The organism is Streptomyces sp. NPDC051183 (genome assembly GCF_040682455.1).
In the GTDB taxonomy this organism is placed as follows: Bacteria; Actinomycetota; Actinomycetes; order Streptomycetales; family Streptomycetaceae; genus Streptomyces.
This window is the reverse complement of sequence record NZ_JBFBBA010000030.1, coordinates 21403-41438: the sequence shown is the minus strand read 5'-3', so window position 1 is coordinate 41438 and position 20036 is coordinate 21403. Positions and strand designations below refer to the sequence as shown.

Genomic DNA, 20036 nt, shown 5'->3' with positions numbered 1-20036 from the left:
GCGGCGCGGAGGGCGGCCGGCTACTCGAAGTTGGGCGCGTTGCGTTCGTAGACCAGGCGCAGCCCTATCAGGGTGAGCCAGGGCTCGTGGTCGTCGATCACCGAGGCTTCGCCGAGGACGATCGGGGCCAGGCCGCCGGTGGCGATGACGCGGACGTCGTCCGGGTCGCCGTTCGGGCCCGCGAGCTCCTTGGCCATGCGGGTGACGATCCCGTCGACCTGGCCCGCGAAGCCGTAGACCACGCCCGACTGCATCGCCTCGACCGTGGACTTGCCGATCACGTTCCGCGGGCGGGCCAGCTCGATCTTGCGGAGCTGCGCGCCGCGCACGCCGAGGGCCTCCATGGAGATCTCGATGCCGGGGGAGATCACCCCGCCCACGTACTCGCCCTTCGCGGACACCGCGTCGAAGGTGGTCGCCGTACCGAAGTCGACCACGATCGCCGGACCGCCGTAGAGCTCGACGGCCGCGACCGCATTGATGATGCGGTCCGCGCCGACCTCCTTCGGGTTGTCCATCAGGATCGGGACGCCCGTCTTGATGCCCGGCTCCACCAGCACCGCCGGCACGTCGCCGTAGTACCGGCGGGTGACCTCGCGCAGCTCGTGCAGCACCGACGGAACCGTCGAGCAGATCGCGATGCCGTGGATGCCGTCGCCCAGCTCGTTGCCGAGCATCGGGTGCATGCCCATGAGGCCCTGCATCAGCACGGCCATCTCGTCGGCCGTGCGACGCGGGTCGGTCGAGATGCGCCAGTGCTCGACGATCTCGTCACCGTCGAACAGGCCCAGGACCGTGTGGGTGTTGCCCACGTCGATGGTGAGGAGCACTGGTTACACCGCCTCGCGCAGATCGAGGCCGATGTCCAGGATCGGGGAGGAGTGGGTGAGCCCGCCGACCGCGAGGTAGTCGACGCCCGTCTCGGCGTACGCGCGGGCGTTCGCCATGGTGAGGCGGCCCGAGGACTCCAGGACCGCGCGCCCGTGGACCAGCGCGACGGCCTCCTCGGTCTCGATCGGCGTGAAGTTGTCGAGCAGGATCAGGTCGGCGCCCGCGTCCAGGGCCTCGCGCACCTGCTGGAGGGTGTCCACCTCCACCTCGATGGGCAGGTCGGGGAACTGCTCGCGCACGGCCTTGAAGGCCTCCCGGACGCCGCCCGCCGCGATCACGTGGTTGTCCTTCACCAGCGCCGCGTCCGACAGCGACATCCGGTGGTTGACGCCGCCGCCGCAGCGCACCGCGTACTTCTCCAGGCAGCGCAGGCCGGGGGTGGTCTTGCGGGTGTCGCGGACCTTGGCCTTGGTGCCCTCCAGCTCGTCGGCCCACTTGCGCGTCGCCGTCGCGATGCCCGACATCAGGCACAGCAGGTTCAGCGCGCTGCGCTCGCCGGTGAGAAGGTCCCGGGTACGGGCCGTGACCGACAGCAGCACCTGGCCGGCCTCGACGCGGTCACCGTCCTCGGCGAGGCGCTCGACCTCGAAGGCCTCGGTGCACACGACCGACAGGACGGCCTCCGCGACCCGCAGGCCGGCGACCGTGCCCGCCTCGCGCGCGGTGAAGTCGGCCGTCGCGACGGCGTCCTCGGGGACGGTGGCGACGGTGGTCACGTCGACCCCGCCGTCCAGGTCCTCGGAGATCGCCATGTGGGCGATGTCCTCGATCTCGACGGGGTCCAGGCCGGCGTCCACGAGCAGCTGGGCCAGCGCCGGGTCGAGCCCGGTCTCCTCGCCGTCGCCGCAGGCGCAGTCGTCGCCGCAGCCGCCGTCGTTCTGGTCGATCAGGGGGAGTTCGGGGGTGCTCACGGTCACTGCTCCTGGCTGAGGGGGTGAAGTACGGAAGGGAAGTCCGCGGACTCGGTGGGGGTGACGACCAGGGCCCGCCTCTCGGTGGCGGACAGCCGCACGACGAGGTGGCGGCGCCAGGCGGCGTCGTCCCGGTCGGGGTGGTCCTCGCGCCAGTGGCAGCCGCGGGTCTCCGCGCGCCGCTGGGCGGCGGCGACCAGCACCCGGGCCACGCACAGCAGGTTCGTGGCCTCCCAGGTGTCCACCCCGGGTTCGGCGGTCTTGCCGTGCGCTTCGAGGTTGTTCAGCGCGGTGGCGTACAGGGCTTCGAGGGCCTCGGCGGCCGTGCGCAGGGACTCGGCGGAGCGCAGCACGCCCGCGCCGCCGGTCATGATGCGCTGGACCTCGAACCGGGCCTCGGCGGGCTGGAGCGGGCCGGTCGCCGGGACCGGGATGCCGGGGCCGGTGCCGGCGGGCGCGTGCGCGACGATGTCGTCGGCGATGCGCTCGGCGAAGACCAGGCCCTCCAGCAGGGAGTTGGAGGCGAGCCGGTTCGCCCCGTGCACGCCGGTGCAGGCGACCTCGCCGCAGGCGTACAGGCCGGGGACGGTGGTCCGGCCGTGCAGGTCGGTCCGTACGCCGCCGGACGCGTAGTGCGCGGCGGGTGCGACCGGAATGGGCTCGGTCACCGGGTCGATGCCGTGCGAGCGGCACGCGGCGAGGATGGTCGGGAAGCGCTGCTCCCACATCTCGGCGCCGAAGTGCCGGGCGTCCAGGTACATGTGCTGCGCGCCCTGCTCCTGCATGCGGCGCATGATGCCCTTGGCGACGATGTCGCGCGGGGCCAGCTCGGCGAGCTCGTGCTGGCCGACCATGAAGCGGACGCCGTCCGCGTCGACGAGGTACGCGCCTTCGCCCCGGACCGCCTCCGACACCAGCGGCTGCTGCCCCTCGGCGTCGGCGCCCAGGAAGAGCACCGTCGGGTGGAACTGCACGAACTCCAGGTCGGAGACCTCGGCCCCGGCGCGCAGCGCGAGCGCCACGCCGTCGCCGGTGGACACCGACGGGTTGGTGGTGGCGGAGAAGACCTGGCCCATGCCGCCGGTCGCCAGGATCACGGCGGGCGCGTGGACGGCGCCGACGCCGTCGTGCTGGCCCTCGCCCATGACGTGCAGGGTGACGCCCGCGGTCCGGCCCTGCGCGTCCTGGAGCAGGTCGAGCACGAGCGCGTTCTCGACGGTCTCGATGCCCGCAGCCTGCACGGCCTCGACGAGTGCCCGGGAGATCTCGGCGCCGGTGGCGTCGCCGCCCGCGTGCGCGATCCGGCGCCGGTGGTGGCCGCCCTCGCGCGTCAGCTCTATCTCGCCGGTCTCCGCGGAGGTGTCGAAGACCGCGCCGGCCGCCATCAGCCGGCGCACGGCGTCGGGGCCCTCGGTGACCAGGAGCCGCACGGCCGCCTCGTCGCACAGGCCCGCGCCCGCGACCAGGGTGTCGTCCAGGTGCTGTTCGGGGGTGTCGCCCTCGCCGAGGGCCGCGGCGATGCCGCCCTGGGCCCAGCGGGTCGAGCCGTCGTCGAGGCGGGCCTTGGTGACCACGACCGTACGGCGTCCCGCGGCGGCGCAGCGCAGGGCCGCGGTCAGGCCGGCGACGCCGGAGCCGACGACGACGACGTCCGCGTCGACGGACCAGCCGGGGGCGGGGGCGTGCAGCCGTATGCCGGTGCTTCCGGTGGCGGGGCCGCTGCCTGGGGTGCTCACGAGTGCGCTCCGAACTCCAATGGGATGTTGTCGATCAGCCGGGTCGTGCCCACCTTCGCGGCGACGGCCAGTACCGCCTGACCGGTGAAACCGGGCCCGGCGTCGGTGAAGTCCTGCGGGTCCACCAGTGCCAGGTAGTCCAGCACGAGCGGCGGGTCGTAGCGCCCGGCCTCGTCCAGGACGTGCCGCGCGGCGGCCCGTACGGCCTCCGGCAGCCCGGCGCCGGCCGCCGAGACGGCGTGCGCGTCGGCGGAGGCCCGGATCTCGCCCAGCCGGGCCAGCGCGGTGGCCCGCTCGTCGCTCGCCGGGGCGGCCTCGGCGCGCGCCCGGAGCGCGGCCTGCGCGGCCAGCCGGTCGCGGCCGGCGAACAGGGCGCGTGACAGGGCCAGGGCCGTACGGCGCTCCAGCGGCGAGAGGTAGCGGTTGCGCGAGGACAGCGCGAGCCCGTCCTCCTCGCGGACGGTCGGTACGCCGACCACCTCGACGGGGAAGTTCAGGTCGGTCACCATCCGCCGGATCAGCGCCAGTTGCTGCGCGTCCTTCTGGCCGAAGAGGGCCAGGTCGGGGCGGGTGAGGTGGAGCAGCTTCGCGACGACGGTCAGCATGCCGTCGAAGTGGCCGGGGCGGGTGGCGCCTTCGAGGCGCTCGCCCATGGGGCCCGCTCCGATCCGGACCTGGGGGTCGCCGCCGGGGTAGACCTCGTCGACGGCCGGGGCGAACACGGCGTCGGCACCCGCCTGTTCGGCGATGAGCAGGTCGGAGTCGAGGGTGCGCGGGTAGCGGTCGAGGTCCTCGCCCGCCCCGAACTGGAGCGGGTTGACGAAGACGGTGACCACGACCTGCCCCTCGGGCCCGGCCTGCGCGCGCGCCGTACGGATCAGGGTGGCGTGCCCCTCGTGCAGGGCGCCCATGGTCATGACCACGGCCCTGCGGCCGGCGCGCGGGAGCCGGTGCAGGTCCTCGGCCGTGTGCAGCAGCAGGTCGGTCACAGCTCGCTCCCGTCGGGGTCCGTGTCGGCGAGTACGCCCAGCAGGTCCTCGGCGAGTTCCGGCTTGAGCAGCCCGTGCGCCAGGGCCCGGTCGGCGGTGGTGCGGGCCATCGCCAGGTATCCGGCGACCGTGCCCGGGGCGTGCTTGCGCAGCTCCGAGACGTGCGCGGCGACCGTTCCGGCGTCGCCGCGGGCCACCGGGCCGGTCAGGGCGGCGTCGCCGGAGCGCAGGGCGTTGTCGAGGGCCGCGCCGAGGAGCGGGCCGAGCATCCGGTCGGGGTGCTCGACGCCCGCCTTGCGCAGCAGCTCCATGGCCTGCGCGACCAGGGTGACCAGGTGGTTCGCGCCGAGGGCGAGGGCCGCGTGGTAGAGCGGACGGTTGGCCTCCGCGATCCACTCGGGCTCCCCGCCCATCTCGATGACCAGGGCCTCGGCGGCGAGCCGCAGCTCGTCGGGGGCGGTCACGCCGAAGGAGCAGCCCGCCAGGCGCTGCACGTCGACCTCGGTGCCGGTGAAGGTCATCGCCGGGTGCAGTGCCAGCGGCAGGGCGCCCGCGCGGCGCGCGGGGTCCAGCACGGCGGTGCCGTAGCGCCCGGAGGTGTGGACCATGAGCTGCCCGGGGCGCACGGCGCCGGTCTCGGCGAGGCCCTCGACCAGCGAGGGCAGCGCGTCGTCGGGGACGGTCAGCAGGACGAGGTCGGCGTACTCCAGGACCTGCGCGGGCGTCACGACGGGCACGTCCGGCAGCATCCGCGCGGCGCGGCGGCGGGACGCGTCGGAGACACCGGACACGGCGACGGGCCGGTGTCCGGCCTGCTGCAGGGCGCGGGCCAGGGCGGGGCCGACGCGGCCGGCCCCGACGACGCCGACCGTGAGCCGCGCAGGGCGCGGCTGCTGTGATGAGTTCACGCGGGGTGGGCCTTCCGTTCCAGTCCGCGGGGGGTACCGGACGATACGTCGCCATGCTAGCTCCTGGGCGTGTGACCCGGTCGGAGATGATCGGGGGCATGACGGAGGACACGGAACAGGGCCCGGACCAGGGCACGGACCACGGCGCGGACCAGGACGCGGAGCGGGCGGAGCGGCTGGTGGCGGCGGGGCGGGCGGCCGAGCGGATGCTGGGGCGCAGCCTGCGCGAGGCCACCGTCGGCGAGCTGCTCGCCGGGCTGAGCGCGCCGGATCCGGACGAGCCGGCCGACCTGTACGGGGACGGCATCGTCAGCCGCCTGGAGCGGCGGGTGGCGGAGCTGCTGGGCACGCAGGACGCGGCGTTCTTCCCGACGGGGACGATGGCCCAGCAGATCGCGCTGCGGTGCTGGGCGGGGCGGACCGGCAGCCCGGTGGTCGCGCTGCACCCGATGAGCCATCCGGAGCGGTGGGAGGGGGGCGCGCTGTCGGTCGTCTCCGGGCTGCGGACCGTCCATCCGACGACGGAGCCGCGCCAGCCGACGCCGGAGGAGGTCCGGGACCTGCCCGAGCCCTTCGGCACGCTGATGCTGGAGCTGCCGCTCCGGGACGCCGGTTTCCTGCTGCCCGCGTGGGAGGAGCTGGAGGAGCTCGTGGCCGCCGCGCGGGAGCGCGACGCGGTCGTCCACTTCGACGGGGCCCGGCTGTGGGAGTCGACGGTCCACTTCGGCCGTTCCCTGCCGGAGATCGCGGCGCTGGCCGACTCGGTCTACGTCTCCTTCTACAAGTCCCTCGGCGGGCTGAGCGGGGCCGCGCTCGCCGGGTCCGCGTCGCTGGTCGCGGAGGCGAGGGTCTGGCGGCACCGGTACGGGGGCCAGGTCTTCCGGCAGTTCCCCGCGGCGCTGTCGGCGCTGGCCGGGCTGGACTCCGAGCTGCCGAGGCTCCCGTCGTACGTGGCCGGCGCGCGGGTCGTCGCGGAGTCCCTGCGGCAGGCGTTCGAGGCGGCCGGGGTGCCGTGGTTCCGGATCAACCCGGAGGTGCCGCACACGCACCAGTTCCAGCTGTGGCTGCCGTACGGGGCGGACCGCCTGACGGACGCGGGGATCCGCCTCGCGGAGGAGACGGGGACGGTGCTCTTCCGGCGGTGGTCCGCCGCCGGCCCGCCGGGGGTTTCGATGACGGAGGTCGAGGTCACCGCCCCCGGCCTCACCTGGACCCCCGAGGACGTCGGACACGCCGCGAGGACGTTCCTCGCCCACCTCTAGCTAGCTAGCCCCCGGCGGCAGCCCGCCCCCGGGGCCCGGCCGGGTGGCCGACCGGGGGGCTCCGCCCCGGACCCCGCGCCTCGATCGCCGGCGGGGCTGGAATCGCCCTGCGGGCAATCCGGCCCCGCCGAGCGGGCCGGGTCCGGGCGGAGCCGGGGGAACGGTGGAAGGGCGGGGAGGGGAGGGGCCCCGCGCAGCGGCAGGGGCCCGCGCGGGGCGCGGACGGAGCGGCGGGAAAGGCCCGGGCCTGGCAGGAGGCATAGCGGGCGTGGCGGGCCGGGGCCCGCCCCCGGCAGGGGCGAGGCGTGCGCGGGCGTGGTGGGGGAGGGGGCGCGCTGCCGTGCGGCGCACCGAATTCCCGCGAAGACGGTGGCTGGAAGCCACCAGGGCGTTACCGTCCCTCCACGGGAATTACCGGCGCCGTTGTCGGAGGAGACAGAAATGACCGCTCAGCCCGTCTGGCAGAAGTCCTCGTTCTGCGGCGAGGGAGACGCCTGCGTCTACGTCGCCGCCGCCCCCGGCGCACTCGTACGCGTCGCCGACCTCGCCGACCCCGCGCACCTCGTGCTCGCCACGACCCAGGCCGCCTGGACGGACTTCCTCCGCGCGGTCAAGCAGTCCGGCTGACCCGCCGCGCCGCGCCAGGCCACCCTCAGGGGATTTTGTCCGATTAGCGCGTATCTTCGGCCCATGCCCACGCCCTACGGATCCCGCGGCGGGATGGCGTTCAGCGCAGCTGAGCTGCTCGTGCTCAGGCGTCTCCTCGCCCACGCCCTCCAGTCCTCCACGGCCCCACTGACGGCCGCGGAGGTCCAGGACTGCCTGCGCCTCGCGCAGTCGGTGGACGACGCGGTCCAGGAGGCGGGACGGCTCAGAGAGTTCCTCCTCGCCGACCTGGCGCGCTACCGGGCCGCCCTGCCCGGCAGCCTCTCCGGCTTCCTGGAGCTGCTGCAGGACGCGCTGGCCGCCGGGTACGAGCCCGTGCCCGACGATCTCGCCGCCCTGCGCGCGCTCCGCGCCAACCCGGTGGCGGCCGGGCTCCTGGAACGGGCCCAGGGGATCGCGGAGCGCTCCGTACGCCGCAGGCTCTCCACGGCCCCCGCGCCCCGCACCCGGCTGCTGGCCCTCGCGGGCGGCAAGGAGGACGAGCCGCGCCCCGTCCCCAAGAAGCCGCAGCCCCAGCAGCCGAAGGAAAAGCCCGTTCCGACGCCCGGCGAGGTCTTCCCGCCGCGCCGCAAGCCCACCCCGCCCCCCGCGGCGGGCCGGGCCGTCGGCTAGTGCCGCCGCGGCACTGGCTACCCTGACCCCATGGACTACGTTTCCGCGCTCGTGCCCCCGTTCGTGATGGCCGCGTTCTTCATCGCCCTCGTCGTGACGATCGTGAAGAGCCAGGGCGGCTCCAACAAGGCGAAGGAAGACGCGGCCGTCGACGCCGTGCTCGCCCGCGCCGAGGGCGCCCAGCAGGCGAAGCCGCAGAAGTAGCGGACCGCAAGGAGGGGCGTACGGCTTTCGGGCCGTCCGCCCCCCGATTTTGTTGCGCGTTGTCGGCCGAATAGTCGGGCAATTCGCGACATCCCGCACTATCGTGCTGTTGTGCCTCGCCCCTTGGGAGAACTCGAAGACGCAGTCATGACGCGGGTGTGGCAGTGGAACCGCCCGGTCACCGTTCGGGAAGTGCTGGAAGACCTCCAGCAGGAACGGTCCATCGCGTACACCACGGTCATGACCGTTATGGACAATCTTCATCAGAAGGGCTGGGTCCGCCGGGAAGCGGAAGGCCGCGCCTATCGATATACGGCGGTCTCGACCCGTGCCGCCTACTCGGCCGCACTGATGAACGAGGCGTGGTCGACGAGCGACAACCCCGCGGCCGCCCTCGTGGCCTTCTTCGGCATGATGTCCGCCGAACAGCGTGAGGCCCTGCGCGACGCCGTACGGATCGTCCAGCCCGCGGAGGAGCCGGCCGCCGCCCCGGAAGGGGAAGCCGCTCCCGAACCGGAGGCCGCCCCCGAAGGGGACGCCGCCGAGCAGCGGTCCGAACCGGGGCGATAGCGTCCGGGCATGGGAGAGCCTTCCGCTGCAGATGCAAAAACCGTGACGATCCGCCGCGCGCGCACCGGTGATGTTCCCGCGCTGCGCCGCCTCCTCGACCAGTACGTGCAGCAGAGGATCCTGCTCGACAAAGCCCCGGTCGTCCTTTACGAGGACATCCAGGAGTTCTGGGTCGCGGAACGCGCCGGGGACGGCCGGGTAGTGGGCTGTGGCGCTCTCCACGTCATGTGGGAAGACCTCGCCGAAGTGCGCACTCTCGCCGTCGACCGCGAGTTGAAGGGCGTGGGAGTCGGGCATCTGGTGCTGGACAAGTTGTTGCACACCGCCCGTCGGCTCGGGGTGAGCAGGGTTTTCTGCCTGACCTTCGAAGTGGACTTCTTCGCGAAGCACGGCTTCGTCGAGATCGGCGAGACGCCGGTCGAGACCGATGTCTACATGGAGCTGCTGCGTTCCTATGACGAGGGCGTTGCCGAGTTCCTCGGTCTCGAACGAGTGAAGCCGAACACCTTGGGCAACAGCCGGATGCTTCTGCACCTCTGAACGATCAGGGCGGCTTTTCCGGCGGTCCGCGCACCTGTGGCCTATGTCCGAATCGCGCACGTTTCCCGCCTCGTTGCGGTCTCGAACCTTCCCCGGGGGGTTTGTGTTTTCCAGGCAAAAGCGGTTTCCTTTCCGCGTACTGCATTTTCGATGAAAGGAAATCCGGTGGCACAGAAGGTTCAGGTCCTTCTTGTCGACGACCTCGACGGTGGCGAGGCGGACGAGACCGTGACGTTCGCTCTGGATGGCAAGACCTACGAGATCGACCTCACCACCGCCAACGCTGAAAAGCTCCGCGGCCTGCTCGACCCGTACACCAAGGGCGGTCGCCGCACCGGTGGCCGTGCCGCGGCCGGGCGTGCCAAGACTCGCGCTGCCGCGGTGTCCGGCAACCCGGACACCGCCGAGATCCGCGCGTGGGCGAAGTCCCAGGGGCTGAGCGTCAACGACCGCGGTCGTGTGCCCGCGGAGATCCGCGAGGCCTACGAGAACGCCAAGGGCTGAGGCGTACGCCGCCGCAGGCGGGCGCGGTGGCATTCCGTCGCCGCCGCGGCGACGAGGCGTACGAGATCGGCCCCGTCCCTGCGGACGGGCCCGACGCCCTGCCCCGTACCGGGCAGGGCGGGCAGCGATGCCTCGCACCCCGGCTCGGGGGGCCGCAGCCACACGGCGGTCCCCCGGGGACTTCCCACCGGGTCCGGGTGTCCCGGGGGCACCGGAGCGGTGATCCGGCCACCCGCACCCAGGGCGGCGAGATCCAGGGCGACCCCGCCCCACTCCAGCCAGTCCAGCAGGCCCTCCAGCTCCTCCGCGCCGCCCGCGGCGACCAGGAACCGCATCCTGCGCCCCATGACCGCCACCGGACCGGTGGCGACGCGCCTGCGCAGCACCGCGGTCCCGGCATCGGCCGGCAGCTCCAGCACGTCGAACCGCACCCCGGTGACGAGCTGTGCGGGCGGCCCGCCCGCGACGGTCCAGCCGAGCACGCGTTCGTACCAGGACGCCCAGGCTGCCGAGGACGCGCCTTCCACCGCCTCCGCCGCTTCCGTGACGGCTTCCGTGACGGCGGGGCAGCGGGGCAGCGGAACGGTGAGGGCCATGACCGGAGCAACTCCCGAAACGCTCCCGGGTTACGCGCGATGTGACACACCGCAGCCGCACCAATGCGGAACGTAAACATCCGCCGAGGTGGCGTCCCACATTCGGGACGCGTTCGTGTTCGCCCGTAGCGGAGGGAACCGGTGCCACCGGCATGGAGTGTCAGTCCTTACGGGTAAGACATTCCTTGTGGATCGGGGCGACACGCTGATTTGACCGGCTCCCGTTCGCGCTCGGCGTACACGTGTGACGGGTATCTGCCTGGCCTGCGGGAACATCGTCTCGCACCATCGGGTTGGAGCAGTTGTCGGCTCTTCAAGCCGGTTTTCCCCCCGATGCGGGGGTGAGCCGCGGAGGGATGTCGGCAGTTGGAATGAGCTGTCCCGCCCCGCGGGACTAGCATGCGGAAGGACAGGGCGGGGACCGACCCCGAACTGCCCGACCGCTCTGAGGAGCGATAAACGATGTTCGAGAGGTTCACCGACCGCGCGCGGCGGGTTGTCGTCCTGGCTCAGGAAGAAGCCCGGATGCTCAACCACAACTACATCGGCACCGAGCACATCCTCCTGGGCTTGATCCACGAGGGTGAGGGTGTCGCCGCTAAGGCCCTGGAGAGCCTCGGGATTTCGCTCGAGGCTGTTCGCCAGCAGGTTGAGGAGATCATCGGCCAGGGCCAGCAGGCCCCGTCCGGCCACATCCCCTTCACCCCGCGGGCGAAGAAGGTCCTGGAGCTTTCGCTCCGAGAGGCCCTCCAGCTCGGCCACAACTACATCGGCACCGAGCACATCCTGCTCGGCCTGATCCGCGAGGGCGAGGGCGTCGCCGCCCAGGTCCTCGTGAAGCTGGGCGCCGATCTCAACCGAGTCAGGCAGCAGGTCATCCAGCTGCTCTCCGGCTACTCCGGAGGCGGCAAGGAGTCGGCCACCGCCGGCGGCCCGGCCGAGGGCACCCCCTCGACCTCGCTCGTCCTGGACCAGTTCGGCCGCAACCTCACCCAGGCTGCCCGCGAATCCAAGCTCGACCCGGTCATCGGGCGCGAGAAGGAGATCGAGCGGGTCATGCAGGTGCTGTCCCGCCGGACGAAGAACAACCCGGTCCTCATCGGCGAGCCCGGCGTCGGCAAGACCGCCGTCGTCGAGGGCCTGGCCCAGGCGATCGTCAAGGGCGAGGTGCCCGAGACGCTCAAGGACAAGCACCTCTACACGCTTGACCTCGGCGCCCTGGTCGCCGGCTCCCGCTACCGCGGTGACTTCGAAGAGCGCCTGAAGAAGGTGCTCAAGGAGATCCGCACCCGCGGCGACATCATCCTGTTCATCGACGAGCTCCACACCCTCGTGGGTGCGGGTGCCGCCGAGGGCGCGATCGACGCCGCCAGCATCCTCAAGCCCATGCTGGCCCGTGGTGAGCTCCAGACCATCGGTGCCACGACGCTCGACGAGTACCGCAAGCACCTTGAGAAGGACGCGGCCCTTGAGCGCCGCTTCCAGCCGATCCAGGTGGCGGAGCCTTCCCTCCCCCACACGATCGAGATCCTCAAGGGTCTGCGCGACCGCTACGAGGCCCACCACCGTGTCTCCATCACGGACTCGGCCCTCGTCGCCGCGGCCACGCTGGCCGACCGGTACATCTCGGACCGCTTCCTCCCGGACAAGGCGATCGACCTGATCGACGAGGCCGGCTCCCGGATGCGCATCCGCCGGATGACCGCGCCGCCGGACCTGCGCGAGTTCGACGAGAAGATCGCGAACGTGCGCCGCGACAAGGAGTCGGCGATCGACTCCCAGGACTTCGAGAAGGCGGCTTCCCTCCGTGACACGGAGAAGCAGCTGCTGGCGGCGAAGGCCAAGCGCGAGAAGGAATGGAAGTCCGGCGACATGGACGTCGTCGCCGAGGTGGACGAGGAGCTGATCGCCGAGGTCCTGGCGACGGCGACCGGCATTCCGGTCTTCAAGCTCACCGAGGAGGAGTCCTCGCGGCTGCTCCGCATGGAGGACGAGCTCCACCGTCGGGTCATCGGCCAGAAGGACGCCATCAAGGCGCTCTCCCAGGCGATCCGCCGTACCCGTGCGGGTCTGAAGGACCCGAAGCGCCCGGGTGGCTCGTTCATCTTCGCCGGCCCGTCCGGCGTCGGTAAGACCGAGCTCTCCAAGACGCTCGCCGAATTCCTCTTCGGCGACGAGGACGCGCTGATCTCCCTCGACATGTCGGAGTTCAGCGAGAAGCACACGGTTTCCCGTCTCTTCGGTTCGCCCCCCGGCTACGTGGGCTACGAAGAGGGCGGCCAGCTGACCGAGAAGGTCCGCCGGAAGCCGTTCTCCGTCGTCCTCTTCGACGAGGTCGAGAAGGCGCACCCGGATATCTTCAATTCCCTTCTCCAGATCCTGGAGGACGGTCGTCTGACCGACTCCCAGGGCCGGGTCGTGGACTTCAAGAACACGGTCATCATCATGACGACCAACCTGGGTACGCGGGACATCTCGAAGGGCTTCAACCTCGGCTTCGCGGCCCAGGGAGACACCAAGACCGGATACGACCGGATGAAGGCGAAGGTCAACGAAGAGCTGAAGCAGCACTTCCGGCCCGAGTTCCTCAACCGTGTCGACGACACGGTCGTCTTCCACCAGCTGACCGAGGAAGACATCATCCAGATCGTCGACCTCATGATCGCCAAGGTCGACGAGCGCCTGAAGGACCGCGACATGGGCATCGAGCTGAGCGGTGACGCGAAGCTCCTGCTCGCCAAGCGCGGCTACGACCCGATCATGGGCGCCCGCCCGCTGCGCCGGACCATCCAGCGCGAGATCGAGGACCTGCTCTCGGAGAAGATCCTCTTCGGCGAGCTGCGTCCCGGTCAGATCGTGGTCGTCGGCAAGGAGGGTGAGGGCGACGACGCCAAGTTCACCTTCCGCGGCGAGGACAAGTCCACGCTGCCCGACCTGCCCCCGATCGAGGCCACGGGCTCCGGCCCGGACCTCTCCAAGGGTGCGTAAGCAGTAGCGAGGTCAAAAGGGGCGGCCCGGAACCCAAAAGGTTCCGGGTCGCCCCTTTGTCATGGGGTTTCCTCGGGGATCTCCATCAGCTTCGCCCGGGGGAAGCGGCGGCGGACCCGTTCCTCGACCCCGGCGCTGACGCCGTCGTACGGATAGACCCACACCTCCCGCAGGGAGGGAAGGCGGGTGCACTCCACGAGGCCTCCCAGGGTCTCGGCCGACAGGACGAGCCGCTCCAGGTGCTCCAGCCTGGAGAGCTCGGCCCAGGCCGCCTTCGTGCTCGGGCGCCATGCGCGGCCGAGCCGGAGCACGCTCAGGCTCCGCAGCCGTCCCAGCCCCGCCAGATCGGCGGGCACGTGCTGGAGGTCGAGCTCTTCCAGAGGGGCGGCCGGGTTCAGATCGGTGAAGGACCACGAGGTGCGGACCCCGCGCAGCCGCAGCCGGTGCAGCCGGGGCCAGCTCGCGGTGGCGGCCGCCACGTCCAATACGCTGCCCATGTAGAGGGTGACGTCCTCCAGGGGCAGCCCGTGCAGCCCGCTCAGGTCCCTCAGGGTGGGCCAGGACTGGATGTCCAGTTCCCCCAGCGAGGAATGGCCGCGCAGGAACTCCAGGTCGCCGACGCTGTCGCGGAACTCGTGCAGATACAGCCTCTGCACCGGTTGGCCGCGCAGGAAGGCGGCCAGCGTGCTGCGTGTCACGCCCCTGCCGATGACCAGGCCGGGCGGGCGTGCGAACTCGGGCAGCGCCGAGAGCTGGGTGTTGCCGACGATGGAGAGCCACTTCGGGGGCGGGTCCAGGCGGACGATGACCTCCTCGGCGTACCGCCTGGTGTCGAAGCGCTGCCAGAGCCGGTCCAGTTCGGCACGCACCGCGGCCGAGGGGTGGTCGGCGAAGCGGGCCAGGAAGGGGATCGCCCGCTCGGATCCGGTCCAGCCGGCGGCGAGGACCGTGTAGGTGGCCTCGGTGTCGCTCATGCCTGCGCCCGGGCCGGGGAGCACGTCCAGGATCAGCGGCCCGACCCGGGCCAGGGCCCCGGCCACCTCGCTGTCCGTCGGCGGGACGAGCCGGATGGCGGCCGCCCGGATCTCCTCGCGCAGTTCCGGCTCCAGCTCGGCCGCGTCCTCCAGACAGGCGAAGGCGAGGAGCACCGCCCGCGTCGAGCGCGCTGCGAGCAGGTCCCGCATGATCTCGGAGCGGTCCCGGGGGCGGCCCTGGGCCACCGCCATGCGGATGACGTCCTCCCACTGGTCGTCCTCGGCGTGCCGGGTCAGTTCGCTCAGGCTGCCCTCGTCCAGGGCCGCGCGGGCCCCCAGGAAGTCCTGGAAGGTGCGGTGGACGAACTGGACGGTGTCCACCGTCGGGGCGCGCAGCAGCCCGGTGCGTTCCAGGAAGTGCCGGAACACGGCCGGTGCCTCGCCGAGGACGGCGGCCGCGGGCACGGAGGGCAGGCCCTTGCCGATCAGGCTCTCGGCCTGGTCCCGGCTCATCTCGGTGCGGCCGTTGCGGATCAGCCAGAACGCGAGCCGCTGGAGGAGCTGGAGCTGGGGCTCCTCGGCGATGTACGGCAGCCGCAGGCCCCGTTCGCGGTCGCGGCGGTGCAGCAGCATCGACAGGGCGGCCGAGTAGAGCTCCCTGCGGCCCGAGGGCAGGAAGCCGCGGCGTTCCCGGTGCAGGGCGCAGATCAGGCCGCACAGGAGCGGGTTGGTGGCGAGCCGGGCCAGGTCCGGCTTGGTCGCCACGGAGTCCAGCAGCTGGTCGCGGTACTCGCGGGGCACGTCGTCGGCGGCGTCGTGCCAGCGCTCGATGAAGGCCCGTACGTTCGCCGGGGTCATCGGGGCCAGGGTCACCTCGGCGAAGTCCACGTCGGCGAGCCAGTCGTGCCGTACCGCCGAGGGGCGGGAGGTCACCAGCCAGCGGTTGTCGGGGTAGGCGGTGATGAGGTCGGCGAGCCAGTCGCGGGCCCGGGGCCGCTCCGCCTCGGGTATCTCGTCGATGCCGTCCACCAGCACCAGGGCCCGCCCGTCGCGCAGCACCCGGCCGGTCCAGCCGTCGGGGGCCTCCCCGGACAGCGGCGAGCCGGCCAGGAACTCGGCGGGCGCGGGGAGCCGCTCGCCGTTGCGGGTGAGGGTGCGCAGCGGCAGTACGTACGGGATGTGGTCCGCGGCGGCCGGCACGGGCGGCAGTAGGTGTGGTGTGGGGTGCCGGGCGGCCGGCTCGCGGGCGGCGGCGACGGCCAGCCACTGGATGAGGGTGGTCTTGCCGGATCCGGCCTCGCCGCGCAGCAGGACCCGCCGGTATTCGCCGAGGATCGCGTCCGCGGGCAGCAGCCCCCCTCCCGGGGCCGGGGCGGAGGCGGGAGCCGGGGCGGCCCGGTCGACCTCCAGGCTCACGTACGCGGCGTCCAGCGGCCAGCGGGAGGAGCCCGGGGACAGGTCCAGGCCGAAGATGGTGAGCGTGCCGTGGCGGCGGGCGAGGTAGTCGAGGTACCGGCGCTCGAAGGCGGTGTCCCGGCCGTCGCGGCGGGGGAGGCGGGTGAGCAGTTCGTCCATCTTGGCGATCAGGTCGCCCTGACGGCGGCTCTGTGCGACGAGGGTGGCGGCCACGAAGGTGGAGCGTGTGGTGAAGAAGTGCAGGATGTGCATGCAGGCCAGTTCCAGTACGCGCCGGTAGAAGAGCTCGGCGTCCTGCGACAGGCCCCGGTAGGGCGCCGAGCTCCGCAGCAGGTGGGCGAAGGCCCGCGGGCCCAGCTGGACGGCTTCCAGGTCGGTCAGGGTGATGTCGCCCAGGCAGTGCAGGGTGGCGGCGAGGGCGGCGGCCACGCCCGCCTCGTCGCCCGGTGGGAGCGGGCGCTCGCCGGGGGCCCGTAACGCCTCCGCCACGAGGCGGTCGGCCAGCTTGCGCAGGTCCGCTGCGGTCAGGACGCGCTGCTCGCGCAGGGAGACGTACGAGGAGATCCGCGCGGGCCGGTCGACGAGGCCGGCTCCCGCGCCCTCGCCCCGGAAGAGCTTCTTGACGAGGGGGGCCACGACCCCCGAGGCCAGCCGGATCGCCGCCACCGATGTGTCCACGAGGCGTGAGCGTAGCCAGGGGGCGTGCAGGTTGCAGGTCTTTCGTCCCGAAGGGTGCTGCGGAGTCCCGCGCCGGTGACAAGCCGCACAGGGCAAATCGGACCTACTAGGAACTTTCGTAGATCCAACGGTCCGATTTGTCCTACCCCAGGCCCAGTAAGTACGCGGTCAACAGGCCGCACAGCCCACTGCTCACCTACGAGCCCCGGTAGTAAGAGCGGGGTTTGGGGAAGCCGGGGGGCGCGGGTTACCAAGGGTGGGCTCGCCGCCCGAAACGGGCGCGACCCGTCCCTGTCCCCGGCCCCGGAGGTCTCCTTCATGTCCGCGAAGCGCGTCAGCACCCGTCGTACTCGTATCGCCATCGGCGCCACCGCCCTCGGTGCGGCCCTGGCACTCGGGGCCGGGACGACCGCCGCGTTCGCCGACACGACCCAGACCGCCCTGACCGGTACCGCCGAGCTGGTGGCCGCCCAGGCGAAGGCCCAGGCCGAGGCCGTCGCCGCCAAGCCGGCGGTCGTCGCCTGGGAGAAGCCGGTCGACAAGTACACGCTGTCCGCGACCTTCGGCAAGGGCGGCAGCATGTGGTCCAACAAGCACTCGGGCCAGGACTTCGCCGTCCCGACCGGCACCCCGGTCGACGCCGCCTCGGCGGGCACGGTCGTCAAGGCCGGCCCCAACGGCGGCGGCGACGGCCCGGCCTACGGCAACGCCATCGTGATCAAGCACGCCAACAACACGTACTCGCAGTACGCGCACCTCTCGAAGATCCAGGTCAAGGTCGGCCAGAAGGTCACCAAGGGCCAGCAGATCGCCCTGTCGGGCAACACCGGCAACTCCAGCGGCCCGCACCTGCACTTCGAGATCCGCACCACCCCGAACTACGGCTCCGCCGTGAACCCGGTGGCCTTCCTGCGCGCGGCCGGCGTCACCATCTGAGCCCGACCCGCCGCCCCGCACGACCCGCCGCCCCGCACGACCCGCCGCCCCGCCCGACCCGCCGCCCCGCACGTCCCGGAGCCCCGGACCCGACGAGGGTCCGGGGCTCTCGGCGTCAGATGATCCAGGCGTGGCTCGGCATGCCCAGGGAGTCGAGCTTGCCGGAGTCCAGCACCGCGACCTGCTCGGGGCTCAGCACCTTGTTCCAGATCCGGATCCGGTCGAGCGATCCGACGAGCGAGCCGCTCCAGATGCCGTGGTGGCGCGACCGGCCCAGCTGCACCGGACCGGGGCCCGGCCAGATCCCGCTGATCTGGGCCGCGCCCGCCAGCTTGTCCTCGACGTAGAGGGCGATCGTCTTCTTGTCGGCGTCGTACGTGGCGGTCAGCTGGGTCCACTTGTTCACCGCGCCCGGAGCGTCCACGACCACCTGCTGCACGGTGGCGTCGGCGCCCTTGTCGCCGGTCTGGACCCGGAACACCCAGGAACCCTTGCCGTTCACCGACTCGAAGCCCAGCTCGAAGGAGTACGAGTCCCCGTCGCCCTGGCTGATCGCCATGCGGGAGCCGTTCTCGACGACGGTGTAGAGGCGGGTGGTGACGCTGAAGCTCTTCGTGACGTCCACGGCCTGTTCGGAGCCCTGGGCGAAGGAGTTCGGGCCGCCCTTGAAGCGGACCTCGTCGCGCTCGCCCATCTTGAACAGCGAGGCGTCCGGGGCCATCGCGAGCTGCACCGGGGATCCGCCGGGCACGCGGTCGCGCAGCAGGGTGGGATCGCCCGCCACCGTCGGGGACTTGTCCTCCGGGCTCTTCGAGGGGCTCGGGGAGTCCGAGGCGGCGATCGGGGGCTTGTCGTCCTTCGGCTTGTCGTCCGAGCCGCCGGCGAAGAACAGGTAGCCCCCGCCCGCGAGGAGGACCACGGTGACGGCCCCGCCGATGATCGACAGCGTCTTGCGGCGCGAGCGCTGCGCCTCGCTGCGGTCGGCCATCGCCTGCCAGTCCGGCTGCGAGGGCTGCGACGGCTGCGAGGGCTGGGCGAAGGCCGGCTCCTGGTGCCGCGCCGGGCCGCCGAAGGTCGTCGGCTCGCCGAAGGCCGGCTCGCCGAAGGCCGGTTCCCCGAACGCGCCCGGTGCGCCGGGCTGCGGCTGCGCCGAGTACGGGTTCGGCTGCCCCGGCTGCGGGTACCCGTAGCCGGCCCCGGGTATCTGGCCCGGCGGGTATCCGTAGCCGCCGGGCCCCGTCGCGGGGTTCGGCTGGGGGTTGTGGGGGCGATCCGTACCTTCAGTCATGGCACGGATGCTAAGACATCGGGCCCGGGCTGCGAACGGCCTGGTCGCCTACTCCTGCGGCTTGACCACCGGGAAGCTGCCCGTCGCCGTCGGCGCGTGCTCCGGGAGCCACAGCACCGCCACCGCGCCCGCCGCCACGCCCTCGCGGTCGAAACCGCCCGGGGCCGCCACGTTACGGAACGTCAGGCGCGCGCCCAGCACCCGCGCCTGGCCCTCCGCGATGGTCAGCCCCAGCCCGTGCCCCACGCCCGCGCGGTCCGTCGACCCGGTGCGGAACCGGCTCGGCCCCTCCCGCAGCAGCGCCTCGGGGAAGCCCGGCCCGTGGTCCCGTACGCGCACGACCCGGCCCTCGATGTCCACCTGCACCGGAGGGCGCCCGTACCGCGCGGCGTTGGCCAGCAGGTTGCCCAGGATCCGCTCCAGCCGCCGCGGGTCGGTGCTGACGACCTCGTCCGCGACGACCCGTACGGTCGCCTCCGGCATCAGCGCCGCGACCCGGCGGCTCACGAACTCGCCGAGCGCCACGTCCTGCAGCTCCGCGCGCTCGGAGGCACTGTCCAGCCGGGCCACTTCCAGCACGTCCTCGACCAGGACCCGCATCGCCTGCGCCCGGTCCCGTACGAGCTCGGTCGGACGGCCCGCGGGCAGCAGTTCCGCCGCCGTGAGCAGGCCCGTCACCGGGGTCCGCAGCTCGTGCGCGATGTCCGCGGTCACCCGCCGCTCGGCCTCCAGCCGCTGCTGGAGCGCGTCCGCCATGGCGTCGACCGCCCGCGCGAGGTCGTCGGTCTCGTCCCGTACGACGCCGCCGACCGCATCCCGTACCCGTACCTCGGGATCCCCGTGGGCCACCCGCTGCGCGGCGGCCGCGGCCTTGCGCAGCCGGCGCGAGATCTGCCCGCCGATGAGGACGCCGAGCGCGGAGCCGCCGATCACGACGGCGAGGGAGCCGACGACCAGGGCCCGGTCCAGGTCGCGCACCATGTTGGCGCTCTCCCGGAACTGCGTGTGCAGCGACAGCACCTGCCCGTTGCCGAGCGGTACGGCGGCCCACACCTCCGGGAGCCCCTTCGGGTTGTCCTGGATGTACGTGCCGCGCCGCCCCGAGCGCGCCTTCTCGCGCAGCTCGGCGGGCAGGTCGGGGTCGTTGAGCTTGGCCCCCATCGGAGGTTTGCGCCCGGCCTCGGCATTGCGGGAGATGAACTGGACCCGGTCCAGCTGTACCTCGCGGGCGCTCTCCAGCATCGACACCCGGGCAGCACTGTGCACCACCAGGCTCAGCGCGAGCGCGGTGAGCGCGCCCACGGTGGTGATGGCGAGGGTGATCTTCCAGCGGATGCCGGTGCGGAGGGTGAACCGCTTCATTTCCT

Annotated in this window: 18 protein-coding genes; 9 read left to right on the top strand and 9 right to left on the bottom strand. The window is 72.4% G+C overall.

The features are described from left to right. Window positions 1-20 precede the first annotated feature (20 nt). The 5 genes from AB0M99_RS24910 to AB0M99_RS24890 are packed head-to-tail and all read right to left on the bottom strand — an operon-like array spanning window position 21 to window position 5435. The gene (locus tag AB0M99_RS24910) at window positions 21-830 is read right to left on the bottom strand and encodes a type III pantothenate kinase (RefSeq protein ID WP_365923985.1); all 810 of its coding nucleotides are present in this window, start codon (window positions 828-830) and stop codon (window positions 21-23) included. Window positions 831-833: 3 nt separating this feature from the next. Then, window positions 834-1802 carry a carboxylating nicotinate-nucleotide diphosphorylase gene (gene nadC / locus AB0M99_RS24905; protein WP_365923983.1) on the bottom strand — a complete coding sequence of 323 codons (969 nt, stop codon included), beginning with the start codon at window positions 1800-1802 and terminating at the stop codon, window positions 834-836. Between the two features lie 2 nt (window positions 1803-1804). Continuing rightward, window positions 1805-3538 (bottom strand): L-aspartate oxidase, encoded by a 1734-nt coding sequence (locus AB0M99_RS24900; RefSeq protein ID WP_365923981.1) that lies wholly within the window; start codon window positions 3536-3538, stop codon window positions 1805-1807. Beyond that, a complete protein-coding gene (gene panC / locus AB0M99_RS24895) occupies window positions 3535-4527 on the bottom strand; it encodes a pantoate--beta-alanine ligase (protein ID WP_365923979.1) in 993 nt (330 codons plus the stop codon). Before panC ends, AB0M99_RS24900 begins: the two co-directional genes overlap by 4 nt. Further along, window positions 4524-5435 (bottom strand): DUF2520 domain-containing protein, encoded by a 912-nt coding sequence (locus AB0M99_RS24890; RefSeq protein WP_365923977.1) that lies wholly within the window; start codon window positions 5433-5435, stop codon window positions 4524-4526. Before AB0M99_RS24890 ends, panC begins: the two co-directional genes overlap by 4 nt. A gap of 98 nt (window positions 5436-5533) precedes the next feature. Between AB0M99_RS24890 and AB0M99_RS24885 the strand changes: the two genes are divergently transcribed. The 7 genes from AB0M99_RS24885 (at window position 5534) to AB0M99_RS24855 (ending at window position 9793) form a co-directional block, all read left to right on the top strand. After that, a complete protein-coding gene (locus tag AB0M99_RS24885) occupies window positions 5534-6697 on the top strand; it encodes a beta-eliminating lyase-related protein (protein ID WP_365923975.1) in 1164 nt (387 codons plus the stop codon). A gap of 441 nt (window positions 6698-7138) precedes the next feature. Then, window positions 7139-7324: a DUF397 domain-containing protein gene (locus AB0M99_RS24880; RefSeq protein ID WP_365923973.1), complete on the top strand. Its 186-nt coding sequence runs from the start codon at window positions 7139-7141 to the stop codon at window positions 7322-7324. 63 nt (window positions 7325-7387) lie between these two features. Beyond that, the gene (locus AB0M99_RS24875) at window positions 7388-7975 is read left to right on the top strand and encodes a hypothetical protein (protein WP_365923972.1); all 588 of its coding nucleotides are present in this window, start codon (window positions 7388-7390) and stop codon (window positions 7973-7975) included. A gap of 30 nt (window positions 7976-8005) precedes the next feature. Beyond that, entirely contained in the window at window positions 8006-8179 is a 174-nt protein-coding gene (locus AB0M99_RS24870) for a hypothetical protein (RefSeq protein ID WP_365923970.1), read from the top strand. Window positions 8180-8290: 111 nt separating this feature from the next. After that, window positions 8291-8749, top strand: coding sequence for a BlaI/MecI/CopY family transcriptional regulator (locus AB0M99_RS24865; protein WP_365923968.1), 459 nt, complete (start codon window positions 8291-8293; stop codon window positions 8747-8749). 9 nt (window positions 8750-8758) lie between these two features. After that, on the top strand, window positions 8759-9289 hold the full coding sequence (locus tag AB0M99_RS24860; protein ID WP_365923966.1) for an amino-acid N-acetyltransferase: 531 nt from the start codon (window positions 8759-8761) through the stop codon (window positions 9287-9289). 165 nt (window positions 9290-9454) lie between these two features. Beyond that, window positions 9455-9793: an Lsr2 family protein gene (locus AB0M99_RS24855; RefSeq protein WP_365923964.1), complete on the top strand. Its 339-nt coding sequence runs from the start codon at window positions 9455-9457 to the stop codon at window positions 9791-9793. Here the strand turns inward: AB0M99_RS24855 and AB0M99_RS24850 are convergent. Then, window positions 9772-10389 (bottom strand): SCO3374 family protein, encoded by a 618-nt coding sequence (locus AB0M99_RS24850; RefSeq protein ID WP_365923962.1) that lies wholly within the window; start codon window positions 10387-10389, stop codon window positions 9772-9774. The two genes, AB0M99_RS24855 and AB0M99_RS24850, sit on opposite strands and share 22 nt — an antisense overlap. Window positions 10390-10851: 462 nt before the next feature. On the opposite strand from AB0M99_RS24850, the gene AB0M99_RS24845 reads away from it, so the two are divergent. Further along, entirely contained in the window at window positions 10852-13377 is a 2526-nt protein-coding gene (locus AB0M99_RS24845) for an ATP-dependent Clp protease ATP-binding subunit (protein ID WP_365923960.1), read from the top strand. 59 nt (window positions 13378-13436) lie between these two features. Here AB0M99_RS24845 and AB0M99_RS24840 read toward each other — a convergent pair whose 3' ends face one another. Continuing rightward, on the bottom strand, window positions 13437-16445 hold the full coding sequence (locus AB0M99_RS24840; protein WP_365923958.1) for an NACHT domain-containing protein: 3009 nt from the start codon (window positions 16443-16445) through the stop codon (window positions 13437-13439). 318 nt (window positions 16446-16763) lie between these two features. Here AB0M99_RS24840 and AB0M99_RS24835 point away from each other — a divergent pair, with 318 nt between their 5' ends. After that, window positions 16764-17381 carry a M23 family metallopeptidase gene (locus AB0M99_RS24835; RefSeq protein WP_365923956.1) on the top strand — a complete coding sequence of 206 codons (618 nt, stop codon included), beginning with the start codon at window positions 16764-16766 and terminating at the stop codon, window positions 17379-17381. A 115-nt stretch (window positions 17382-17496) separates the two neighbouring features. Here the strand turns inward: AB0M99_RS24835 and AB0M99_RS24830 are convergent, their stop codons facing one another. Further along, complete coding sequence (locus AB0M99_RS24830) at window positions 17497-18669, bottom strand: LamG domain-containing protein (protein ID WP_365923954.1); 1173 nt, start codon at window positions 18667-18669, stop codon at window positions 17497-17499. A gap of 48 nt (window positions 18670-18717) precedes the next feature. Next, the gene (gene cseC / locus AB0M99_RS24825) at window positions 18718-20031 is read right to left on the bottom strand and encodes a two-component system sensor histidine kinase CseC (RefSeq protein WP_365923952.1); all 1314 of its coding nucleotides are present in this window, start codon (window positions 20029-20031) and stop codon (window positions 18718-18720) included. Window positions 20032-20036 lie beyond the last annotated feature (5 nt).

Excerpts from the sequence above, each read along its gene's own strand:
- AB0M99_RS24835 (WP_365923956.1), top strand. The coding sequence starts at position 16,764 with ATGTCCGCGAAGCGCGTCAGCACCCGTCGTACTCGTATCGCCATCGGC.
- AB0M99_RS24885 (WP_365923975.1), top strand. The coding sequence starts at position 5,534 with ATGACGGAGGACACGGAACAGGGCCCGGACCAGGGCACGGACCACGGC.
- AB0M99_RS24830 (WP_365923954.1), bottom strand. The coding sequence starts at position 18,669 with ATGACTGAAGGTACGGATCGCCCCCACAACCCCCAGCCGAACCCCGCG.
- cseC (WP_365923952.1), bottom strand. The coding sequence starts at position 20,031 with ATGAAGCGGTTCACCCTCCGCACCGGCATCCGCTGGAAGATCACCCTC.
- AB0M99_RS24880 (WP_365923973.1), top strand. The coding sequence starts at position 7,139 with ATGACCGCTCAGCCCGTCTGGCAGAAGTCCTCGTTCTGCGGCGAGGGA.
- AB0M99_RS24860 (WP_365923966.1), top strand. The coding sequence starts at position 8,759 with ATGGGAGAGCCTTCCGCTGCAGATGCAAAAACCGTGACGATCCGCCGC.
- AB0M99_RS24875 (WP_365923972.1), top strand. The coding sequence starts at position 7,388 with ATGCCCACGCCCTACGGATCCCGCGGCGGGATGGCGTTCAGCGCAGCT.
- AB0M99_RS24870 (WP_365923970.1), top strand. The coding sequence starts at position 8,006 with ATGGACTACGTTTCCGCGCTCGTGCCCCCGTTCGTGATGGCCGCGTTC.
- AB0M99_RS24845 (WP_365923960.1), top strand. The coding sequence starts at position 10,852 with ATGTTCGAGAGGTTCACCGACCGCGCGCGGCGGGTTGTCGTCCTGGCT.
- AB0M99_RS24850 (WP_365923962.1), bottom strand. The coding sequence starts at position 10,389 with ATGGCCCTCACCGTTCCGCTGCCCCGCTGCCCCGCCGTCACGGAAGCC.